The 21,691-nt window shown below is 39.7% G+C and carries 32 protein-coding genes; 1 reads left to right on the forward strand and 31 read right to left on the reverse strand.

From position 1 onward, the window contains the following. Positions 1-17: 17 nt before the first annotated feature. The 29 genes from rpsM to rpsL all read right to left on the reverse strand — a co-directional run bounded on the left by rpsM (position 18) and on the right by rpsL (position 15,815). On the reverse strand, positions 18-383 hold the full coding sequence (gene rpsM / locus DTK66_RS01995; protein WP_003668778.1) for a 30S ribosomal protein S13: 366 nt from the start codon (positions 381-383) through the stop codon (positions 18-20). Between the two features lie 31 nt (positions 384-414). After that, a complete protein-coding gene (rpmJ, locus tag DTK66_RS02000; protein ID WP_003664535.1) occupies positions 415-534 on the reverse strand; it encodes a 50S ribosomal protein L36 in 120 nt (39 codons plus the stop codon). 36 nt (positions 535-570) lie between these two features. Next, the gene (gene infA, locus DTK66_RS02005) at positions 571-789 is read right to left on the reverse strand and encodes a translation initiation factor IF-1 (RefSeq protein WP_003664537.1); all 219 of its coding nucleotides are present in this window, start codon (positions 787-789) and stop codon (positions 571-573) included. A gap of 133 nt (positions 790-922) precedes the next feature. Further along, positions 923-1,582, reverse strand: a complete 660-nt coding sequence (locus DTK66_RS02010; RefSeq protein ID WP_191667628.1) for an adenylate kinase — start codon at positions 1,580-1,582, stop codon at positions 923-925. Further along, positions 1,582-2,898: a preprotein translocase subunit SecY gene (secY, locus tag DTK66_RS02015; protein WP_153930155.1), complete on the reverse strand. Its 1,317-nt coding sequence runs from the start codon at positions 2,896-2,898 to the stop codon at positions 1,582-1,584. The genes DTK66_RS02010 and secY overlap by 1 nt, the downstream gene beginning before the upstream one ends. A gap of 1 nt (position 2,899) precedes the next feature. Further along, complete coding sequence (gene rplO, locus DTK66_RS02020; protein WP_153709928.1) at positions 2,900-3,334, reverse strand: 50S ribosomal protein L15; 435 nt, start codon at positions 3,332-3,334, stop codon at positions 2,900-2,902. A 31-nt stretch (positions 3,335-3,365) separates the two neighbouring features. Then, on the reverse strand, positions 3,366-3,548 hold the full coding sequence (gene rpmD, locus DTK66_RS02025) for a 50S ribosomal protein L30 (protein ID WP_003664541.1): 183 nt from the start codon (positions 3,546-3,548) through the stop codon (positions 3,366-3,368). 15 nt (positions 3,549-3,563) lie between these two features. Further along, complete coding sequence (gene rpsE, locus DTK66_RS02030; RefSeq protein ID WP_153930154.1) at positions 3,564-4,073, reverse strand: 30S ribosomal protein S5; 510 nt, start codon at positions 4,071-4,073, stop codon at positions 3,564-3,566. Between the two features lie 22 nt (positions 4,074-4,095). Further along, complete coding sequence (rplR, locus tag DTK66_RS02035; protein WP_191667629.1) at positions 4,096-4,452, reverse strand: 50S ribosomal protein L18; 357 nt, start codon at positions 4,450-4,452, stop codon at positions 4,096-4,098. 65 nt (positions 4,453-4,517) lie between these two features. Next, positions 4,518-5,054 (reverse strand): 50S ribosomal protein L6, encoded by a 537-nt coding sequence (gene rplF, locus DTK66_RS02040; RefSeq protein ID WP_191667630.1) that lies wholly within the window; start codon positions 5,052-5,054, stop codon positions 4,518-4,520. A 29-nt stretch (positions 5,055-5,083) separates the two neighbouring features. Beyond that, on the reverse strand, positions 5,084-5,482 hold the full coding sequence (gene rpsH / locus DTK66_RS02045; RefSeq protein ID WP_003664546.1) for a 30S ribosomal protein S8: 399 nt from the start codon (positions 5,480-5,482) through the stop codon (positions 5,084-5,086). A gap of 32 nt (positions 5,483-5,514) precedes the next feature. After that, positions 5,515-5,700 (reverse strand): type Z 30S ribosomal protein S14, encoded by a 186-nt coding sequence (locus DTK66_RS02050; protein WP_003664547.1) that lies wholly within the window; start codon positions 5,698-5,700, stop codon positions 5,515-5,517. 15 nt (positions 5,701-5,715) lie between these two features. Then, on the reverse strand, positions 5,716-6,258 hold the full coding sequence (gene rplE / locus DTK66_RS02055; RefSeq protein ID WP_153930152.1) for a 50S ribosomal protein L5: 543 nt from the start codon (positions 6,256-6,258) through the stop codon (positions 5,716-5,718). Between the two features lie 28 nt (positions 6,259-6,286). Beyond that, positions 6,287-6,595: a 50S ribosomal protein L24 gene (rplX, locus tag DTK66_RS02060; RefSeq protein WP_153930151.1), complete on the reverse strand. Its 309-nt coding sequence runs from the start codon at positions 6,593-6,595 to the stop codon at positions 6,287-6,289. Positions 6,596-6,629: 34 nt separating this feature from the next. Then, a complete protein-coding gene (rplN, locus tag DTK66_RS02065; protein WP_076459600.1) occupies positions 6,630-6,998 on the reverse strand; it encodes a 50S ribosomal protein L14 in 369 nt (122 codons plus the stop codon). Between the two features lie 67 nt (positions 6,999-7,065). Beyond that, positions 7,066-7,332 (reverse strand): 30S ribosomal protein S17, encoded by a 267-nt coding sequence (rpsQ, locus tag DTK66_RS02070; RefSeq protein ID WP_003716661.1) that lies wholly within the window; start codon positions 7,330-7,332, stop codon positions 7,066-7,068. A gap of 24 nt (positions 7,333-7,356) precedes the next feature. Continuing rightward, on the reverse strand, positions 7,357-7,563 hold the full coding sequence (gene rpmC / locus DTK66_RS02075; RefSeq protein WP_057805829.1) for a 50S ribosomal protein L29: 207 nt from the start codon (positions 7,561-7,563) through the stop codon (positions 7,357-7,359). Next, on the reverse strand, positions 7,553-7,987 hold the full coding sequence (rplP, locus tag DTK66_RS02080) for a 50S ribosomal protein L16 (RefSeq protein WP_003664555.1): 435 nt from the start codon (positions 7,985-7,987) through the stop codon (positions 7,553-7,555). Before rplP ends, rpmC begins: the two co-directional genes overlap by 11 nt. Before the next feature lie 3 nt (positions 7,988-7,990). Further along, on the reverse strand, positions 7,991-8,656 hold the full coding sequence (gene rpsC / locus DTK66_RS02085; RefSeq protein ID WP_191667631.1) for a 30S ribosomal protein S3: 666 nt from the start codon (positions 8,654-8,656) through the stop codon (positions 7,991-7,993). 12 nt (positions 8,657-8,668) lie between these two features. Beyond that, positions 8,669-9,016: a 50S ribosomal protein L22 gene (gene rplV, locus DTK66_RS02090; RefSeq protein ID WP_003664558.1), complete on the reverse strand. Its 348-nt coding sequence runs from the start codon at positions 9,014-9,016 to the stop codon at positions 8,669-8,671. A gap of 17 nt (positions 9,017-9,033) precedes the next feature. Beyond that, positions 9,034-9,312: a 30S ribosomal protein S19 gene (gene rpsS / locus DTK66_RS02095; RefSeq protein WP_003716091.1), complete on the reverse strand. Its 279-nt coding sequence runs from the start codon at positions 9,310-9,312 to the stop codon at positions 9,034-9,036. A 40-nt stretch (positions 9,313-9,352) separates the two neighbouring features. Then, complete coding sequence (rplB, locus tag DTK66_RS02100) at positions 9,353-10,198, reverse strand: 50S ribosomal protein L2 (RefSeq protein ID WP_003664563.1); 846 nt, start codon at positions 10,196-10,198, stop codon at positions 9,353-9,355. Positions 10,199-10,223: 25 nt separating this feature from the next. Further along, a complete protein-coding gene (rplW, locus tag DTK66_RS02105; RefSeq protein ID WP_153930150.1) occupies positions 10,224-10,520 on the reverse strand; it encodes a 50S ribosomal protein L23 in 297 nt (98 codons plus the stop codon). Further along, positions 10,520-11,143 carry a 50S ribosomal protein L4 gene (gene rplD, locus DTK66_RS02110; RefSeq protein ID WP_153930149.1) on the reverse strand — a complete coding sequence of 208 codons (624 nt, stop codon included), beginning with the start codon at positions 11,141-11,143 and terminating at the stop codon, positions 10,520-10,522. Before rplD ends, rplW begins: the two co-directional genes overlap by 1 nt. A 21-nt stretch (positions 11,144-11,164) precedes the next feature. After that, the gene (gene rplC / locus DTK66_RS02115; RefSeq protein ID WP_003664567.1) at positions 11,165-11,824 is read right to left on the reverse strand and encodes a 50S ribosomal protein L3; all 660 of its coding nucleotides are present in this window, start codon (positions 11,822-11,824) and stop codon (positions 11,165-11,167) included. Between the two features lie 47 nt (positions 11,825-11,871). Next, positions 11,872-12,180, reverse strand: coding sequence for a 30S ribosomal protein S10 (rpsJ, locus tag DTK66_RS02120; RefSeq protein WP_003664569.1), 309 nt, complete (start codon positions 12,178-12,180; stop codon positions 11,872-11,874). A gap of 497 nt (positions 12,181-12,677) precedes the next feature. Next, positions 12,678-14,765, reverse strand: coding sequence for an elongation factor G (gene fusA / locus DTK66_RS02125; protein ID WP_153930148.1), 2,088 nt, complete (start codon positions 14,763-14,765; stop codon positions 12,678-12,680). Between the two features lie 139 nt (positions 14,766-14,904). Then, entirely contained in the window at positions 14,905-15,375 is a 471-nt protein-coding gene (gene rpsG / locus DTK66_RS02130; RefSeq protein WP_003668788.1) for a 30S ribosomal protein S7, read from the reverse strand. Positions 15,376-15,395: 20 nt separating this feature from the next. Beyond that, positions 15,396-15,815 carry a 30S ribosomal protein S12 gene (gene rpsL / locus DTK66_RS02135; protein WP_003664576.1) on the reverse strand — a complete coding sequence of 140 codons (420 nt, stop codon included), beginning with the start codon at positions 15,813-15,815 and terminating at the stop codon, positions 15,396-15,398. A 263-nt stretch (positions 15,816-16,078) separates the two neighbouring features. Between rpsL and DTK66_RS02140 the strand changes: the two genes are divergently transcribed. Beyond that, the gene (locus tag DTK66_RS02140; RefSeq protein ID WP_153930147.1) at positions 16,079-16,756 is read left to right on the forward strand and encodes a prepilin peptidase; all 678 of its coding nucleotides are present in this window, start codon (positions 16,079-16,081) and stop codon (positions 16,754-16,756) included. 49 nt (positions 16,757-16,805) lie between these two features. Here DTK66_RS02140 and DTK66_RS02145 read toward each other — a convergent pair whose 3' ends face one another. Then, positions 16,806-17,978 (reverse strand): DUF998 domain-containing protein, encoded by a 1,173-nt coding sequence (locus tag DTK66_RS02145; protein WP_153930146.1) that lies wholly within the window; start codon positions 17,976-17,978, stop codon positions 16,806-16,808. Between the two features lie 70 nt (positions 17,979-18,048). Further along, entirely contained in the window at positions 18,049-21,684 is a 3,636-nt protein-coding gene (gene rpoC / locus DTK66_RS02150) for a DNA-directed RNA polymerase subunit beta' (RefSeq protein WP_153930145.1), read from the reverse strand. Positions 21,685-21,691: the final 7 nt, after the last annotated feature.

Consider the following 21,691-nt stretch of genomic DNA (forward strand, 5'->3'; position numbering starts at 1 on the left):
TTTTTTATTATAGTAAATTACTTCTTCTTGTTAGCGATTGCCACAGCTTTACCTTTCCGTGTACGAGCATTATTCTTTGTATGCTGACCACGAACTGGTAAACCACGACGATGACGCATACCACGGTAAGATCCGATTTCTTGAAGACGCTTAATGTTCATAGAAACTTCACGACGCAAGTCACCTTCCACTTGGATTTGGTCAACTTGTGCACGAATCTTTTCTTCTTGGTCCGGAGTTAAATCACGAACACGAATATCTTCTGATACACCAGCGTTTTCAAGAATCTTCTTAGCAGTAGAATCACCAATTCCGAAAATATATGTCAAGCCGATTACGATTCGCTTGTCACGAGGTAAATCGACACCTGCAATACGAGCCATGGGCTACACCTCCATTTCTTTAAATAATAAATTACTTACCTTGACGTTGCTTATGCTTAGGGTTAGCAGAGCAAATAACCATAACACGACCATTACGTTTAACGATCTTGCAGTGCTCACACATCTTTTTAACAGATGGTCTTACTTTCATTATATAAATCCTCCTATGAGAGTAATTGATCAATAACTACTTGAATCGGAAAGTGATGCGACCTTTAGTAAGGTCATATGGAGACATTTCAACTTTTACACGGTCACCTGGTAAAATCTTAATGTAGTGCATGCGGATCTTACCAGAAACGTGTGCTAAAATTTCTGCACCATTTTCCAATTCAACTTTAAACATTGCATTAGGCAAAGTTTCTGTTACTTTACCTTCAACTTCAATCACATCGGCTTTTGCCACGAAATAATACCTCCTTACCTATTCTAGATATTACGTAAAAATGGTGGAAAGTAGACAACTTTCCACTACTCAGATAGATAAACCTTGCATAGTTTAGCATAAGTTTTCAATCTACGCAAGATATAACTATTATCTAGTTTAGGTTAGTCAATACTTTCTTGATATCTTCATAGACTTTGTCGATATCTTGTTCACCATTAATTTCGTGCAAAACTCCCTGTTTTTGGTAATAGTCTACCAGTGGTGTGTTCAACTTAATATTAACATCTAGACGATTCTTAACCGTTTCTGGTTTATCATCATCACGCTGATAAAATTCATGATGACCACAAATGTCACATGTACCTTCAACCTTAGGTGGATTGTAAATTTTATGATAAGTAGCACCACAATTGCGGCAAATAAAACGTCCGCTTAACCGTTCTACCAATACATCCGGCTCAACATGAATGTTGATCACGGCATCAAGATGACGATTACTCTCTGCTAACATCTTATCTAAAGCCGCAGCTTGATTAAGATTACGTGGAAAACCATCTAGCATAAAGCCTTCTTTAGTATCATCTTGAGCTAACCGTTCCTTAACGATACCATTAGTAACTTCATCAGGAACTAGTTCACCTTTATCAATATATTTCTTAGCTTCTACTCCCATAGGGGTTTTATTTTTCATAGCAGCCCGAAAAATATCCCCAGTTGAAATATGAGGAATAGAAAAGTCTTCAACGATTTTTTGAGCTTGTGTACCTTTACCAGCACCCGGAAGCCCCATTAATACGAGGTTCATACTCATTAGTCATTTCCTCCTTTAGGTTCGCGAATAAATCCGATATATTCTCGCTTCATTGTTAGTCCATTTAATTGGCGGACAACATCTAAAGCAATTTGCACGATAATTAGCAAACTTGTACCACCTAAACCAATAGACTGGCTTAAATTCCATACATTACTTGCAATTAACGGAATTAAAGAAATCAATCCTAAGAATAAAGAACCAACTGTACTTAACCGCATTAACAATGAAGAAATATAGTCTTGTGTGCCCTTCCCTGGACGTACACCAGAAATATAACTTCCTTGCTTTTGTAAATTCTCAGCAAGTTTTTCTGGATTAACCTGAACAAAGGCATAGAAAAAGGTAAATACAACAATCAAAAATACATACAGTGCGATCCCAGGACCAGATTGCATGTTAAAGATGGTCGTCATAATTTGATACCAACTGTCTCCACCATGATTTTGTTGGAAAGCCATCAAAATAGTTTGAGGAGTTGATATAAACGAACCGGCAAAAATAACGGGAATAACACCGGATACGTTAATCTTCAAGGGAAGATAACTGCTTGAAGGTGATGTGGTTGTTCTTCTTGTATATTGAATTGGTAAACGCCGTTCAGCTTGCTGTACCCATGTAACAAATGCCACAATAATCAAGATTGCAACAATAACAAGTACAACAAATCCAATTCCTGTCCATAAAGCACTTCCAGATTCACCAGCAATTTGGTCATCCCATAATTGACGAATACCACCTGGCATTTGCGCAACAATACCGGCAAAAATTAACATAGAAACACCATTACCTAAACCACGTTCAGTAATCATATCTCCCATCCAGGTAGCAAACATTGTACCTGCAGTTAAAATTAGTCCGATTGTTAAGTATGTTTGAACGCCTGGGTGATTAACCAAACGAATTGTACTTAATGCATTAAACCCGGCGGTAATACCGATCGACTGGATAAAACCAAGTACAATCGTTAACCATCGGGTTGCTTGATTAAGTTTTCGCCGTCCGACTTCCCCTTGTTTACTCCATTCAACAAAACGAGGAACAATGTCCATTTGTAATAGCTGAACAACAATTTGGGCAGTAATATATGGAGAAACACCCATTGCAAATAATGAATAGTTCTCTAGCCCACCACCACTAAAAGTATTGAGGATTGATGCTAAACCAGTTGAGGAGATCTCCTGCAAAGCAGCAGCATTAACTCCAGGAACGGTAATCGCTGCCCCAATCCGATAGACAATCAATACAAACAATGTAAAGAAAATCTTTTTACGGATATCTTTTACCTTGAATGCATTTTTGACGGCTGTGAACAAACTACATCACCTCAGTTTTACCACCGGCAGCTTCAATTGCTGAAACCGCAGAAGCAGAAAACTTATTAGCCTTAACAGTTAATTTCTTTTCAAGCTTACCGCTACCAAGAACTTTAATGCCACTCTTCATGTTCTTGACTAAGCCACTTTCCATCAATAATTGTGGAGTAACTTCGGTCCCATCATCAAACTTGTTTAATGATGCTAAGTTAACAATTGCATATTCCTTACGGTTGATATTAGTAAATCCACGCTTTGGAATTTGCCGGTAAAGAGGCATTTGACCCCCTTCAAATCCTAAACGGGTCTTTCCATGAGCCTTTTGTCCCTTAGTACCACGTCCTGATGTAAAACCATGGCCTGATGAAAGTCCACGACCCTTACGAAGACGTTTAGAACGAGAACCAGCAGCTGGCTTCAATTCATTTAACTTCATTGGTAGGCACCTCCTTATTATTTAATTTTAATTACTTAACTTCTTCAACAGAAACCAAGTGAGCGATCTTAAAAATTTGACCGCGTGTTGCCGCGTTATCTGGTAGGATAACTGAGCTATTAATCTTACCTAATCCCAAAGCCTTAACAGTCCGGCGTTGAGTAGGTTGACGGTGGGCAACACTGTGAATTAAGGTAACTTTTACTTGAGCCATAATTTAGTGCCCTCCTTACTCTGCTAAGTGGTCTACTGAAACACCACGTAACTTTGCAACTTCGTCAGCGTTCTTTAATTGCTTCAAACCTTCAAATGTTGCACGAACAACATTTACTGGTGTATTAGAACCAAGACGTTTTGAAGTAACATCAGCAACACCGGCAAGGTCCATAACGTTACGAACCGCACCACCGGCTGCAACTCCAGAACCTTCAACAGCTGGCTTTAACATGATTTTTCCACCGCCGTATACACCAATAACTTCGTGTGGAATAGTAGTTCCAACAATAGGAACAGTAATCAAGTTCTTTTCAGCAGCAGCTTGAGCCTTACGGATAGCTTCTGGAACTTCTTGAGCTTTACCAGTACCAAAGCCAACATGACCTTTACGGTCTCCAACGATAACTAAGGCAGCGAAACGCATCCGACGTCCACCCTTTACAACCTTAGTAATTCGGTTGATGGCTACAACTTGATCGTCCAAATCCAACTTTGCTGGATCAATGAATTCTGATGATGCCATTGCAGGTAATTCCTCCTTTTTTCTAGAATTTAAGTCCGTTTTCACGAGCAGCTTCAGCTAAGGCTTGAACACGTCCATGGTAGAGATATCCACCACGATCAAATACAACTTCAGTAATGTTCTTTTCACTAGCACGTTTAGCAATTAGAGCACCAACACCACTAGCTTGTTCAGTCTTAGTCTTTCCACTTACTTCACTATCATTTGTGGAGGCACTTGCGAGCGTCACACCCTTTACGTCATCAATTAATTGAGCGTAAATGTTTTTGTTTGAACGGTAAACACTTAAGCGTGGGCGCTCCGCAGTACCAGAAACCTTACCGCGAACGCGTAAATGACGACGTTGACGGATCTTGTTCTTATCTGGTTTAGAAATCACAACAGTCACCTCTTATTTTTATAATATATATTGTATATGTAAGAATGTTAAATAATCCTTTTAGATTACTTACCAGTCTTACCTTCCTTACGGATAATGTGTTCGTTTTCGTAACGAATACCCTTACCTTTGTATGGTTCTGGTGAACGTACGGCACGAACTTCAGCAGCAAAATTACCAAGGTGTTCCTTGTTAATTGAGCTTAATTCAATAGTAGTGTTATCAGGAACGTTAATGTCAACATCCTCAGGCTTGTCCATTTCAACTGGGTTAGAGTAACCAACAGTTAAAATCAATTTGTTGCCTTTAAATTGAGCACGGTAACCAACACCAACAAGTTTAAGAACTTTTTTATAACCATTAACAACACCTTCAACCATGTTATTAACGTTAGCACGAGTAGTACCGTGTAACATCTTTAACTTGTTAGTATCAGCATCACGTTCAAATTTAATGACATTGCCATCAACAGTCATCTTGATTAATGGTGAGATTTCACGAGATAAAGTTCCTTTTGGTCCTTTTACAGTAACAACATTACCATCTTGAGAAATTTCAACATTACTTGGTAAATCAATTTCTTTGTAACCAATACGACTCATCTTTGCACCTCCTATCTAATAATAATTTATTACCAAACGTAAGCAATAACTTCGCCACCAATTTTCTTGGCGCGAGCAACTTTATCAGTAACAACACCTTCAGATGTTGAGATGATAGCAATTCCTAATCCATTAAGAACCTTAGGAACAGCATCAGACTTAACGTATGTACGTAAACCTGGTTTAGAAATACGCTTTAAGCCAGAAATAACACGCTGACCATCATTACCGTACTTCAAGAATACACGGATGATGCCTTGCTTGTTATCATCAACGTATTCAACATCGCGAATGAAACCTTCGTTCTTTAAGATTTCAGCAATGTCCTTCTTCATCTTTGATGCAGGTGCTTCAACAGATTCGTGTTGAGCCATGTTAGCATTACGAATACGAGTTAAGAAATCTGCAATTGGATCACTCATAGACATCGATGTTTTCCTCCTTTTGTCGGTTTTTTTGTTTACCAGCTAGCCTTCTTCAAACCAGGAATTTGTCCTTTGTGGGCAAGTTCTCGTAAGCAAATCCGGCATAGGTGGAATTTACGGTAAACTGAGTGCGGACGTCCACAACGTGCACAACGCGTGTATTCACGACTTGAGAACTTAGCTGGACGGTTGCACTTAGCAATCATTGATTTTTTAGCCAATTTGTGGAACCTCCTTTATTTAGCAAACGGCATACCGAGTTTTGCAAGTAATTCGTGTGATTCTTCATCAGTTTGAGCAGTTGTAACAATTACAACATCTAAACCACGAACCCGGTTAACTTTATCATAATCGATTTCTGGGAAAATTAATTGTTCACGGATACCGAGAGTGTAGTTACCACGACCATCAAAGGCTTTGTTACTTACACCGTGGAAATCACGAACCCGTGGAAGAGCAACATTTACTAATTTGTCCAAGAAATCATACATACGTTCACCACGTAAAGTTACCTTAGCACCAATTGACATACCTTCACGAAGACGGAAACCAGCAATTGACTTCTTAGCCTTAGTAATTAAAGGCTTTTGACCAGAAATCAAGCCAAGTTCTTCAACGGCTTCATCAAGATTCTTTGAGTTGGTAGTTGCATCACCAACACCCATGTTCAATACAATCTTATCAATTTTAGGTGCTTGCATAATTGAAGAGTAGTTAAACTTTTCGATTAATGCAGGACGAATTTCATTTTCGTATTTAGCTTTCAAACGGTTTTCCATTAGAAGTTATTCCTCCTTTCATTATAAATTAGTCAAGTGTTTTACCTGACTTCTTTGCAACACGAACCTTTTTACCATCAACGAACTTGTAACCGACACGAGTTGGTTCATTTGTTGAAGGATCAATCAGCATTACATTTGAAGCATGAATTGCAGCTTCTGTATCAATAACGCCACCATTAGGATTTGAGTTGCTTGGCTTTTGGTGTTTCTTAACCATATTTACGCCTTCAACGATAACGCGGTTTTGAGAAGCAAGTACACTTTTTACAGTACCTTCCTTGCCCTTATCTTTACCAGCGATAACGCGAACTTTGTCACCTGTTTTAATGAACATGTTGATTGTGCACCTCCTTATTTTCGGTTAAATCTTAGAGAACTTCTGGAGCTAATGAAACGATCTTCATGAAGTCGTCTCCACGAAGCTCACGAGCGATTGGGCCAAAAATACGGGTACCCTTAGGGCTCTTGTCGTTGTTAATTAAAACAGCGGCATTTTCATCAAACTTAATGTATGAACCATCCTTACGGTGAATACCTTGCTTAGTCCGTACAACTACAGCTTTTACAACGTCACCCTTTTTGACAACGCCACCTGGTGTTGCCTGTTTTACAGTAGCAACAATGATGTCACCAATATTACCTGTCTTAACCCGAGAACCACCTAAAATCTTGATAACTAAGATTTCACGTGCACCGGAGTTATCAGCGACCTTCAACCGACTTTCTTGTTGAATCACGGTTAATGTCCTCCTTCCATCTACAAATAAGAATTAGAATACGAATATATATAGAGTTTTCTGCTAATTATAGGGTAGCAGCTTTTTCGACAATCTTTACAAGACGGAAACGCTTCTTAGCTGATAATGGCCGAGTTTCCATAATTTGTACAGTGTCGCCGGTCTTAGCCTCGTTGTTTTCGTCATGTGCATAATACTTCTTTGAGTACTTAACACGCTTACCATAGATAGGTGCACTCTTGTAAGTATCAATTACAACAGTGATGGTCTTATCCATTTTGTCAGAAACAACACGGCCTTGGTAAACCTTACGTGCATTACGTTCTTCACTCATGCGCTAATCCTCCTTTTCGTATTCTTATTTGTTTAATTGTTGTTGACGAAGAACTGTCTTAACCCGTGCAATATCCTTGCGTACTTGCTTAAGACTTGCGGTATTTTCCAACTGGCCGGTTGCTAATTGGAAACGTAAGTTAAACAATTGTTCCTTCAATTCCTTTTCACGGTCAAGTAGCTTATCAGTGGTTAATCCATTCAGTTCTTGTACGTAATCTTTACTTTTCATTAGATTGTCCACCTACTTCCTCACGTTGTACGATCTTAGTGCGAACTGGCAACTTGTGACCGGCAAGACGTAAAGCTTCACGAGCGACTTCTTCAGAAACGCCCCCTACTTCAAACATTACCTTGCCTCGTTTAACTGGAGCAACCCATCCTTCAGGAGCACCTTTACCGTTACCCATCCGGACCCCAACACCTTTACTTGTGTATGAGAGTTGTGGGAAGATCTTAATCCAAACTTTCCCACCACGCTTCATGTAACGCGTCATAGCGATACGAGCAGCTTCGATTTGACGGTTGCTAATCCAATGTGAATCAAGAGCTTGTAAACCAAATTCACCAAAAGTAACTGTTTTACCACCCTTGGCTTCACCGCGCATGTGGCCACGTTGAACCTTACGGTGCTTTACACGTTTTGGTACTAACATGTGTTACTTCCCTCCTTGTTCATCATTGTTTGTGTTCTTCTTGGTAGGAAGAACTTCCCCACGGTAAATCCAAGTCTTTACACCAAGGACACCGTATGTAGTGTTAGCTTCGTCCCAAGAATAATCAATATCAGCACGAAGAGTATGCAATGGAACAGTACCATCAGAGTATGATTCTACCCGTGACATATCAGCACCATTCAAACGACCAGCAACTTGAGTCTTAATACCCTTAGCACCAGCCCGCATAGCACGTTGCATAGCTCCACGCATTGCACGACGGAAAGCAATACGAGCTTCCAATTGACGTGCGATGCTTTCACCAACAAGGTGTGCATCTAAATCTGGCTTCTTAATTTCCACAATATTGATGTGGACACGTTTACCAGTTAATTTGTTAAGTTCTTTACGAAGTGCTTCAACTTCTGAACCACCCTTACCAATAACCATACCTGGCTTGGCTGTGTGAATTGATACGTTTACGCGGTTAGCAGCACGTTCAATTTCAACGGTTGATACAGAGGCATCAGCAAGTCGCTTTTCAATATACTTACGGATCCGAAGGTCTTCGTTAAGGTAATCAGCAAAGTCCTTATCTGCGTACCACTTTGCAGTCCAATCACGAATGACCCCAACACGAAAACCATTAGGATTGATCTTTTGACCCACTATTCATTCCTCCTATCGTTCTGTAACAACCACTGTAATATGACTAGTCCGCTTGTTAATTGGAGAAGCAGAACCTTTAGCACGAGGACGGAACCGTTTAAGAGTTGGTCCTTCATTAGCAAAGGCTTCACTTACAACCAATGAAGCACGGTCTAAATCGAAATTGTTTTCAGCGTTTGCAACAGCAGATTTTAATACTTTTTCAACATCTGAAGCGGCACCACGAGGGGTGAACTTCAAAATAGCAAATGCTTCGGCAACACTCTTGCCACGAATGGCATCTAATACAAGACGAACCTTACGAGCGGAAACTCGTACCATCTTAGCAGTGGCCTTAGCTGACGTAATGTTTTCAGCCATGTCTTACTTCACCCTCCTTACTTACCTGTCTTCTTGTCATCAGCAGCGTGACCATGGAATGTACGAGTAGGAACAAATTCACCTAACTTGTGACCAACCATGTCTTCTTGTACGTAAACTGGAACGTGCTTCCGACCATCGTATACTGCAAATGTGTAACCAATAAAGCTTGGGAAAATGGTAGAGCGACGTGACCATGTCTTGATGACAGTCTTCTTTTCAGAACCTTCCTGCTCCTTAACCTTCTTCAGTAATGAAGCATCAGCGAAAGGTCCTTTCTTCAAACTACGACCCATTTAGTGTACCTCCTCTCGGGTATTAGAACGTATATAAATATTAACGAGTATGTGGACCGCGCTTCCGACCACGAACAATAAACTTGTTTGAACGAGCTTTGTGTGAACGTGTCTTCTTACCAACAGTCTTCTTACCCCATGGAGAAAGAGGAGATGGTAAACCAACAGGTTGCTTACCTTCACCACCACCATGTGGGTGATCGTTAGGGTTCATTACAGAACCACGAACATGTGGACGTTGACCAGCGTAACGTGTACGACCAGCCTTACCTTTGATAATTAAAGCGTGTTCGTCATTACCAACAGTACCGATAGTAGCACGGCAAGTAGCAAGAACCATACGAACTTCACCAGAAGAAAGACGTACTAAAACGTATTTTTCTTCTTTACCAAGTAATTGAGCTGAGGCACCAGCTGAACGAGCAAGTTGACCACCCTTACCTGGCTTTAATTCAATGTTATGAATAACAGTACCAACTGGAATGTTCTTTAATGGAAGAGCATTACCAACCTTGATATCAGCATCAGGACCAGATTGAACAGTCATACCAACTTTTAAGCCTTTTGGTGCAATGATGTATGACTTAGTACCATCAGCATAAACAAGTAAAGCAATGTTGGCAGTACGATTTGGATCGTATTCGATTGCCTTAACAGTTGCTGGAACATCATCCTTAATCCGCTTAAAGTCAATAATCCGGTATTGACGCTTAGTACCACCACCACGGTGACGAACAGTAATATGACCGTAACTGTTACGACCAGCAGTATGCTTTAACGGAGCCAACAATGATTTTTCAGGTGTAGTCTTCGTGATTTCGGCGAAGTCATAACCGTTCATATTACGGCGTCCGTTAGTGGTTGCTTTGTATTTACGAATTCCCACTGTTTATTCCTCCTTTTTTTAGTGATTAGTTTTCGCTGTTATCGTTAAACAGCTTAATTTCATTTGAATCAGCAGATAAAGTAACAATGGCCTTACGACGACGTTTAGTGTATCCAACGTAACGACCTTGGCGCTTTAACTTACCTTTTACATTCATGATGTTTACTTTAACAACCTTAACGTCAAAAATTTCTTCAACCGCATTTTTAACTTGTGTCTTAGTTGCTCGTAAATCAACATCAAAAGTGTAACGCTTATCGTCCATGCCAGCCATTGAAGCTTCAGTAACAACTGGACGTAAAATAATGTCACGTGCTTCCATTATGCGAGCACCTCCTCTACTTGAGAAAGAGCTGACTTAGTGATAACAATCTTTTGGTTATCTACAACATTTAAGATGTTAACACCTGCTGGAGTAACAACAGTAGCATTTGCTAAGTTACGTGCTGATAAAGCAGCATTTTTGTCGTCATCAGTAACAACAACTAATGTCTTTTCTGCAACGTTTAAGTTACTCATAACATCAGCGAATTCCTTGGTCTTTGGTGCATCAAAGTTTAATGCATCAACTACTACAAAGCTGTTATCAAGAACCTTTTGAGAAAGGGCTGACTTGATTGCAAGTTGACGAACCTTGCGAGGAAGGCTGTACTTGTATGAACGTGGAGTAGGTCCGAAAACAATACCACCGCCACGGAATTGTGGTGAACGAATTGAACCTTGACGAGCACGTCCCGTACCCTTTTGACGCCATGGCTTCTTACCACCACCGCTAACAGCAGAACGGTTCTTTACAGCATGGGTTCCTTGGCGTAATGAGGCACGTTGACGCAAAATTGCATCAAATACAGCATTTTCGTTTGGTTCGATACCAAATACCGTAGCATTTAATTCGATAGTACCGTTTTGGCTACCATCTTGCTTGTACAAATTAACGCTAGTCATTATTAACTTCCTCCTTTCTTATTATTTGTTGTGTTGCTTGCTAAGACTCTTCTTAGTGTTAGCCTTAACAGAGTTCTTAATAGTTACGTAAGACTTGTTAGCACCAGGTACATTACCCTTAATGAGTAATACATTATTATCAAGATCTACCTTAACAACTTGTAAGTGTTGCATAGTAACAGTCTTGCCACCCATACGTCCTGGGAGCTTCATACCTTTGAAGACCCGGTTAATAATTGCACCTAATGAACCAGGACGACGGTGGTAACGAGAACCGTGCGCCATAGGTCCACGGGATTGGTTATCCTTGTGGATGTTACCTTGGTAACCATGACCCTTGGTAGTACCCGTAACGTCGACAGTTTCACCTTCTGCGAAAACATCAGCCTTAACTTCGTCTCCGACTTTAATGTCCCCTAATTCAGCGTCGCGGATTTCACCGATGAAGCGCTTAGGGGTCGTGTTTGCTTTTGCTGCATGACCTTGTTCAGGCTTGTTGCTCAAAACTTCCCGCTTGTCATCGAAACCAAGTTGTACAGCACTGTAACCATCATTTTCAACGGTCTTAATTTGCATTACAACGTTTGGTGTTACATCAATAACAGTAACTGGAACTAATTCACCATTATCAGTGAATACTTGAGTCATTCCAACCTTTTTACCTAAGATTCCTTTGGTCATGAGTACACCTCCAATTTTATGTTTTATGTATATTCTTAATCTAGTAATTAAAGCTTAATTTCAATGTCAACACCACTAGGAAGATCGAGCTTCATTAATGAATCAACAGTCTTTGGTGTTGGGTCAACAATATCGATCAAACGCTTGTGGGTGCGCATTTCGAATTGCTCCCGTGACTTCTTGAATTTGTGTGGTGAACGGATAACAGTGTAAATAGTCCGTTCAGTTGGTAACGGGATAGGACCTGAAATTTGAGCACCTGTCCGCTTAGCGGTTTCAACAATCTTATCAGCAGATTGGTCTAAAATACGGTGTTCATAAGCCTTTAACCGAATACGAATCTTTTGTTTTGCCATTATGTTCCCTCCTTCGTCAGATTTGAAATTTGACTAGCTCCGCGGAAATTACCGCCACATCCTGTGGCAAAGCGGCCGGGTGTGTCGCAACCTTCCGCATCAACGCTTCGCAGCTTAAACACTATGGGGGTAAGGCAAATATACCTCCAAAGCTCAAGCACCTATCCATAATACTAAAGAAATAGGATTAGTTCAAGGGAATTATTAAAATAATTTCGATTGAAATATTTTTGTAAACTTTTGTGGTGCTTTTTAGTATTTTAAGAGTTTCGCAAATCCAAAAGGCCAACGCTCATTCTTTTAGATCATAGCTAAAAGCAAGCTAAAGATTTACTGTTTCTCTTTAAATTTCTATATTTTTAGTATTTGGTTAATCAAATAGTCATAAATTTAATTGCCTAACAGTGTAAGCAATAATACTTTCTTTTATAAGAAAAAGGATTGTAGCAATCAAGCTACAATCCTTTTTGATGGATTTGAGATCTAGGTATCAATAATTAGTTATTGCCACCGTTTTTCTTAATAATATCTTCTTGAACAGACTTAGGAACAGCTGAGTAGTGGTCGAAAGTCATTGTGAAGGTACCACGTCCTTGAGTAGCAGAACGTAAAGCAGTAGCGTAACCAAACATTTCTGAAAGTGGAACAAATGAGTGAATAAGTTGAGCATTTCCACGTTCTTCCATACCATCGATGGTACCACGACGAGCAGTTACTTGACCCATAACGTCACCCATGTTGTCTTGTGGAACAACGATATCAACCTTCATGATTGGTTCAAGGATAACAGGATCTGCTTTCTTAGCAGCGTTCTTAAGTGCTAATGATGCAGCAACCTTGAAGGCAGCTTCACTGGAATCGACTTCGTGGTAACTACCATCATAGAGCTTAGCATGCATATCAACAAGTGGATATCCTGCAAGAACACCATTTTGCATTGCTTCTTTCAATCCTTGTTCAACAGCAGGGATAAATTCACGAGGAACAACACCACCAACGATGGCATCTTCAAATTCGAATCCTTCCCCTTCTTTAAGTGGTGTAAATTCGATCCATACATCACCGTATTGACCTTTACCACCAGATTGACGAACAAACTTACCTTGGGCGCTTGCAGTCTTAGTAAATGCTTCACGGTAAGAAACTTGTGGCTTACCAACAGTTACTTCAGCGTGGAATTCCCGACGAAGACGTTCAACGATGATGTCCAAGTGAAGTTCACCCATACCAGCAATTAAAGTTTCACCAGTTTCAGGGTTTGTTTCAGCCTTAAAGGTAGGGTCTTCTTCAGCTAACTTTTGAAGACCTTTATCCATCTTATCTTGATCAGCCTTTGACTTAGGTTCAACTGAAACTTGAATAACTGGTTCAGGGAAGTCCATAGATTCAAGTTGAAGCGGGTGATCAGGATCAGTTAATGAATCACCAGTAGTAGTATTCTTTAAACCAATAGCGGCGGCAATATCACCGGAGAATACTTCTGGAATTTCTTGTTGTTGGTTAGAGTGCATTTGAAGCAAACGACCAATACGTTCACGCTTGTCCTTAGTTGCATTAAGAACATATGAACCTGATTGAAGAGAACCAGTGTATACACGTAAGAATGTCAAACGACCAACGAATGGGTCAGTAGCAATCTTAAATGCTAATGCTGCGAATGGCTTATCATCACCAGCAGTCAATTCAATTTCATTACCTTCAGCATCATGAGCAACAAATGGCTTAACATCAAGTGGTGATGGAAGGTAGTCAATAACAGCGTCAAGCATCATTTGGATACCCTTATCCTTGTAAGCTGAACCAGCTAATACAGGGAAAATTTGTTCTTCCAAAGTACCCTTCCGAATAGCAGCCTTGATTTCGTCTACTGAAATTTCTTCACCTTCAAGGTATTTTTCCATAAGACTATCATCAATGTCCGCTAACGTTTCAATCATTTCATCGTGACGCTTTTGAGCTTCTTCCTTCATATCATCAGGAATATCAACAGTGTCCCAGTTGGTACCTAATTTGTCTTCATCATAAACATAGGCAACCATCTTTACTAAGTCAATCAAACCAATGAAATCATCTTCAGCACCAATTGGCATTTGAATAGGTAATGGTGTAACATTCAAACGATCCTTAATAGTTTGAACTGAATAGTCAAAGTTAGCACCAATCTTATCCATCTTGTTAGCAAAAACAATCCGTGGAACGTTAAATTGGTCAGCCTGACGCCAAACAGTTTCAGTTTGTGGTTCAACACCAGCTTGTGCATCAAGAACGGTTACGGCACCATCAAGAACCCGCAACGCACGTTCAACTTCGACAGTAAAGTCCACGTGTCCTGGGGTATCAATGATGTTGATCCGGTTATCTTTCCAAACAGCAGTAGTAGCTGCGGACGTAATAGTAATACCACGTTCCTTTTCTTCATCCATCCAGTCCATTTGTGAAGCACCATCATGGGTTTCACCAATCTTGTGAATCTTACCAGTGTAGTAAAGAATCCGCTCAGTTGCAGTCGTTTTACCGGCATCGATGTGTGCCATGATACCGATGTTACGAGTCTTAGCAAGTGGGTATTCACGTTTATTAGCCATCTTAAAAGAGTATCTCCTTCCAAAATATGGTCATACTTATTTTAGCATTATTTTCAAAAAAGAGGGTGACGTCTATACATAATTTACGTCACCCTTTACTGAAACTAGTTAAATAACCAGTATCAATTGACAGTGATTATTACCAGCGGTAGTGTGCGAATGCACGGTTGGCTTCTGCCATACGGTGCGTATCTTCACGCTTCTTAACTGAAGCTCCAGTATTGTTTGAAGCATCAATAATTTCCCGTGCAAGCCGTTCAACCATTGTGTGTTCTCCACGCAAACGTGCGTATTGAACAATCCAACGAAGGCCTAATGTAGTACGACGGTCTGGACGAACTTCAATCGGAACTTGGTAGTTAGAACCACCAACACGACGAGCCTTAACTTCCAAAACAGGCATTACATTTTCCATAGCTTGTTGGAATACTTCAACTGGATCGTTACCAGTTTCGTTCTTAATTTCATCAAAAGCTGCGTATAAAATCTTAGTTGCAGTTCCACGCTTACCATCAATCATCAAGTGATCAATTAAGCTAGTAACCAACTTTGAGTTGTACATTGGATCTGGTAAAATTTCACGCTTTTGTACATGTCCTTTACGTGGCATTACTTAACTCCTCCTTAAAATTACTTCTTGTCCTTAGGTTTCTTAGCACCGTACTTAGAACGTGATTGCATACGGCCTTCAACACCAGCAGTATCTAGAGTACCACGGATGATGTGGTAACGAACCCCAGGTAAATCCTTAACACGACCACCACGAATTAAAACAACCGAGTGTTCTTGGAGGTTGTGACCAATACCAGGAATATAAGCAGTAACTTCGATTAAGTTTGAAAGACGTACACGGGCATACTTCCGTAAAGCTGAGTTAGGCTTTTTAGGAGTCATAGTACCCACACGAGTAGCAACCCCACGCTTTTGTGGTGATGGAGTCTTAATTTCTTCTTTCTTGAAAGTGTTGTAAACATAACCAAGGGCTGGTGACTTTGACTTACCCTTGTGGCTCTTACGGCCTTTACGTACCAATTGGTTAATGGTTGGCATTATTCTTTCCCCTTCCTTAAGTTAAGTCCACACATCCAGGCGGTTCTTTTTAATGAATAAAAAAATTCCTGCATATGTTATACAATTTACGTGCCTTCGTTGACGCATCTGCCCAACGACAGACACTCCGTTGCTAAAAAAGCACCTTAAATAGACTATCACGCTCTCATTTGATTGTCAACGACTCCCTAATAAATTCTTTTTAAATTTATTAAGTGCATTTTCCCCAAAAATACGTATTTATATAATTGGGAGGTATTATAATGCTATTTCTTATCTTATTTATATTCGCTTCTTGTCTAGCTTCATTTATTGTATCTTGTAGTCAGCGCTTAGTAGAGCAAAAGTCGCTAATTACGCCTTACCGATCTTGTTGTAATAATTGTTCGCACATTTTACCTTGGTGGCAACTCATCCCGATTCTTAGTTTTATTTTCCTTCAGGGCCGTTGCTTTTTCTGTAACCATAAAATTAACATATACTTACCAATTGCTGAACTTATCTCTGGAACTGCTTTTGTAAGCTTAGCAAATTTGGACCTTTTACATGATTCAATAATTCTTCTCTTTATTATGAGTCTTATCTTTTTAACGTCGACTGATTTCTTTGCTAATATCATATATTCGATTGCATTATTGGGACTACTGCCCATAACTTTTTTATCAATTCCTCAAAACTATTTTCATAACCTTATAGCTGCTAGTACTATCGCTATTTCCTTACTATTATTTTCAAATTTTACTGGCGCACTCGGCAGTGGTGATATTGAATTTTTATTTTTTGTCTGTATTATCTGGGGATGGCAGCAAACTCTTTTGATTATTCAAGCAAGCTCGTTAGTTATGCTTTTCTTTTTCCTATATACACACGAGAAAAAGTTACCTCTTATCCCTGCTTTATCATTAAGTACCTTACTTAGCCTTTTTTTACAAGGATGCTAAAAAACTTCTCACATAAAACTAAATATCCGTGAGAAGTTTTTAACGCTGATTATTCTTTTTTGTTAATTGGCTTTATCTTTATTACAAAAAGGTTTTGCCCAAACTGGGCTAGGTTTTCAATGTTTTGCAGTAATAACAATAACCAAGAAAAAGCTAATCCGAACTCAAATAACTCAAATGCCGTTAACGATAGGTAATCGGTAAGCTTAAAAACAATATATTCAACACTCATCACTATTCCAATAGTATAGGAAACTGTTAAAAATTGTTTAGTTACTTCTGGTAAAACCCACTTAATCACTACGATCAAAATAAGCATAATATAAACAAGCCACATTGAAATCCGATCATGCAATACATGAAATTGGGGATTATTAGGAAAAACACCAATAGACGCAATACAGATAGCTAGCATAATTAATAACCAACGTAAAACCTGAATTTTGTAACCATGATATCGGCGTTGAATACTGACAAATAAATAATCAACTAGCGCAATCATTAATAATCCTGTAAAAATCAAAGTTATATTAAACTGGAAACTTGTTGAATTTTTAGCTGTTCCAAGAAAGCTAAAATTATACCGCCACCAATCACGAGAAGAATTCGTCAACATTGAGAACAGCATTCCGCTAATAATCATAATCGTAAGTAAATTAGTTATCACCCCTGATGACAGAGTTAACGCTAAATTTATCATAATATAATTTAATACCGCTAATATTACAAAAATAAAGCAAGTTGCAGTATAAATATCAAAGCGAGCACCTTTAAACATTTGTTCAAAAAGCCAAAATATTGCTGAAAAAGAAAAAGCGATAATAAGGCCACAAGCAATAGTAATTGTTGGCAAACTACGCCAATAAAAATCTTTACTAGGTCCCTTACCTAAAATTTTGGTAACGATAAAGGTCACTAAAAATGACAGCACCCCACTGCAAACTCCCAATAGTAATGCTCCATTAGCAATGGAATAGTCACTACCAGTTATTGGAATGGTAGTAATCTTCTGTAGACTAACAAATACTAGGAATACAACCGATAAAATAATTGCTGGTGTAATATACCAAAAAATATTAATCTTAGGTAACTGCTCACTTACTTTTACTGGTCGAATATTTATTTGTTTGTGATTCACACTAAGAGATAATTCTTCATTTGTAGAAAAATCCGTTTTTTCAAACGCTGACTCCGGAATCTCTATTTGATATTTTTTTGCCAAGTAATCACCTCATCTAAATAAAAAAAGCAATGGTACCAAACCGGTCAACCATTGCCTTTTTTATAATAACTTAGTTTTGCTTGTCTTCTTCTTTTAATTTTGCCTCAATGTCTTTAATTGAGTAGGCAGCAACACTAACTTCCTTTGGCTTGATATTCCGGTAAGCACTCATACCAGTACCTGCAGGAATAATCTTACCAATAATAACATTTTCTTTCAATCCAACTAATGGATCATTCTTACCACGAATAGCAGCATCAGTTAATACCCGTGTTGTTTCTTGGAATGAAGCGGCTGATAGGAAACTATTTGTTTCAAGGGCAGCCTTAGTAATACCAAGAATAACTGGACGTGCGGTAGCTGGAATATTTCCAGCAATCAACGTATCCTTATTAGCATCACGGAATTGACTAATATCCATCAATTGACCCGGTAAGAGATCTGTATCACCAGGATCCATTACCCGTACTTTCCGCATCATTTGACGAATCATAATTTCAACGTGCTTATCCAGCAAGTCGATACCCTGCATACGGTAAACCCCTTGAACTTGCGCTAAGAGGTAAGTTTCTGTTGAAAGTACATCACGAACTTGAATTAATTCCTTAGGATCAATTGAACCTTCATTCAGTGGTGCACCACGGTGAATAAAGTCACCTTCAGCAACTTTCATCCGTGCAGTAATAGGTAATGTATATGTCCGAGTGTCAGTCTCACCTTTAATAGTGACATCTTTGGTCCGTTCAGCTGGATTTTCTTCAACTGATACCACTTCACCAGTAACTTCAGTAATTGTAGCACGACCCTTAGGATTACGAGCTTCAACAATTTCCTGGATACGTGGAAGACCTTGGGTAATATCATCATTACCAGCAACCCCACCAGTGTGGAAGTTCCGAAGGGTTAACTGTGTACCAGGTTCCCCAATTGATTGGGCAGCAACAGTACCAACAGCTTCACCAGCTTCTACCCGGTCACCAGTCGCAGCATTTCGGCCGTAACAACGTTCACAAACACCATGTTCAGTGTTACAAGTAAATGCTGAACGAATAGTTACCTTCTTAACACCAGCATCAACAATCTTTTGGGCCATTGCTTCATCAATAAGCACGTTCTTGTCAACAATCTTTTCCCCAGTCTTAGGATCAAAGACAGACTTCATCGTGTAACGACCCATAATCCGATCATAAAGCGGTTCAATCATTTCGTTACCGTTAGTAATAGCAGTAACTTCAAGGCCACGATCAGTTCCACAGTCTTTTTCACGAACAACAACGTCTTGGGCAACATCAACAAGTCGACGAGTTAGGTAACCTGAGTTGGCAGTCTTCAAGGCAGTATCAGTCATACCCTTACGAGCACCGTGTGATGAAATAAACATTTCCAACACAGAAAGTCCTTCATAGAAGTTTGACTTAACCGGCAATTCCATAATCTTACCATTTGGTGATGCCATCAATCCCCGCATACCAGCTAACTGCGTAAAGTTTGAAATGTTACCACGAGCACCAGAGTCAGACATCATGTTAATTGGATTATGGATGTCCATGTGCTCAATTAGCTTGTTTTGAACTTCATCTTTAGCATCGTTCCAAGCGCCAATTACTCGTTCGTATCGTTCATCATCAGTAATTAAACCACGACGGAACTGTTTAGTAATAAGAGCTACTTGTTTTTGTGCTTTTTCAAGAATTTCTGGTTTTTCTGGCAAGTCATGAATATCAGACATAGCAGTTGTTAACCCAGAAATTGTTGATTCATAGTATCCTAAATCTTTGATTCGGTCTAAGAATTGGGATGTCTTTGTAACCTTGTACCGCTTGTATACTTCCGCAATAAGGTCTGACAAGAAGCCCTTCTTAAATGGTGGAACTAATGGAGCATTTTCTAAATACTCATGAATATCTTCACCAGGATCTAAGAAGAACCGATCATCAACCCCATTTTGAATATTAGCATCAGTAGGTTCATTAATGTAAGCAAAATCTTCTGGCATGATCCGGTTGAAAAGAAGTTTCCCAACAGTTGTTACCATAATCTTGTTACGTTGCTCATCAGTAAATGGCTTATCAGGGAATGCCGATACTTGAACCCCTACCCGTGTTTGTAATGAAACATAGTCATTACGGTATGCGAGTTCAGCTTCATCAGTGTCCTTAAAGATCATTCCTTCACCTTCACGACCCTTATCTTCAGTAGTCATGTAGTAGTTACCGATAACCATATCCTGTGATGGCGAAACAATTGGTTCACCATCACGAGGACTAAGGATGTGGTGAGCAGCAAGCATCAATAACCGTGCTTCTGCTTGGGCTTCGTCCGATAATGGAACGTGAATAGCCATCTGGTCCCCATCAAAGTCGGCATTGTAAGCTGAACATACTAGTGGGTGAAGACGCATTGATTTACCAGAAACCAAAATTGGTTCAAAGGCTTGGATTCCTAAACGGTGCAGAGTAGGTGCCCGGTTTAAGAGAACTGGGTGTTCTTTAATAACATCTTCTAATACATCAAAGACATCATCATCACTGCGGTCAATCTTACGCTTAGCTGCTTTAACATTGGCAGAAAGGCCCCGCTTAACCAATTCGTGCATAATAAATGGCTTAAATAACTCAAGAGCCATTGGTACTGGTAGTCCCATTTGGTTCAATTTAAGTGATGGACCAACATCAATAACTGAACGACCAGAGTAATCAACCCGCTTACCAAGCAAGTTTTGACGGAAACGTCCTTGCTTACCTTTAAGCAAGTGTGAAAGAGACTTCAATGGACGATTACCAGGTCCAGCAACCGGACGACCGCGCCGTCCATTATCAATCAAAGCATCAACTGCTTCTTGTAACATCCGTTTTTCATTTTGAACAATAATTCCAGGCGCTTGCAACTTAAGAAGACGCTTTAACCGGTTATTACGGTTGATTACCCGCCGGTATAAGTCGTTCAAATCAGATGTTGCAAACCGTCCACCTTCAAGTTGGACCATTGGCCGTAAGTCTGGTGGCATAACTGGAATTACATCCATTACCATCCATTCAGGCTTATTTCCTGATTTAATGAATGCTTCAAGAATATCAAGACGGCGAATAGCGCGCGTCCGCTTTTGACCAGTAGCTTCTTTTAGTTCTTCTTTTAATTCAGCAGCTTCTTTATCCAAGTCAACGTCTGCTAAAAGTTTTTGAATGGCAGCAGCACCCATTTCAGCTTTAAACCGGTCGCCGTATTCTGCCTTTTTATCACGATATTCTGCTTCTGTTAAAAGTTGCTTCTTTTCGAGTGGTGTATCACCCGGATCAAGAACAACGTATGAAGCAAAGTAAATAACTTCTTCAAGTGAACGTGGACTCATATCTAATACAAGTCCCATCCGACTTGGGATTCCCTTAAAGTACCAAATATGAGATACAGGAGCAGCTAACTCAATGTGTCCCATTCGTTCACGACGAACTTTTGCACTTGTAACTTCAACACCACAACGGTCACAAACACGACCTTTGTAACGGATACGTTTGTACTTTCCACAAGCACATTCGTAATCCTTGGTTGGGCCAAAGATTCGTTCGTCAAACAGACCTTGCTTTTCTGGCTTCAATGTCCGATAGTTAATCGTTTCAGGCTTCTTTACTTCACCATATGACCAACTACGGATCTTATCTGGAGATGCCAGACCGATCTGCATACTTTCAAATTTATTGACATCAATCAAAGGATGT

The organism is Limosilactobacillus walteri (assembly GCF_014830205.1).
In the GTDB taxonomy this organism is placed as follows: domain Bacteria; phylum Bacillota; class Bacilli; order Lactobacillales; family Lactobacillaceae; genus Limosilactobacillus; species Limosilactobacillus walteri.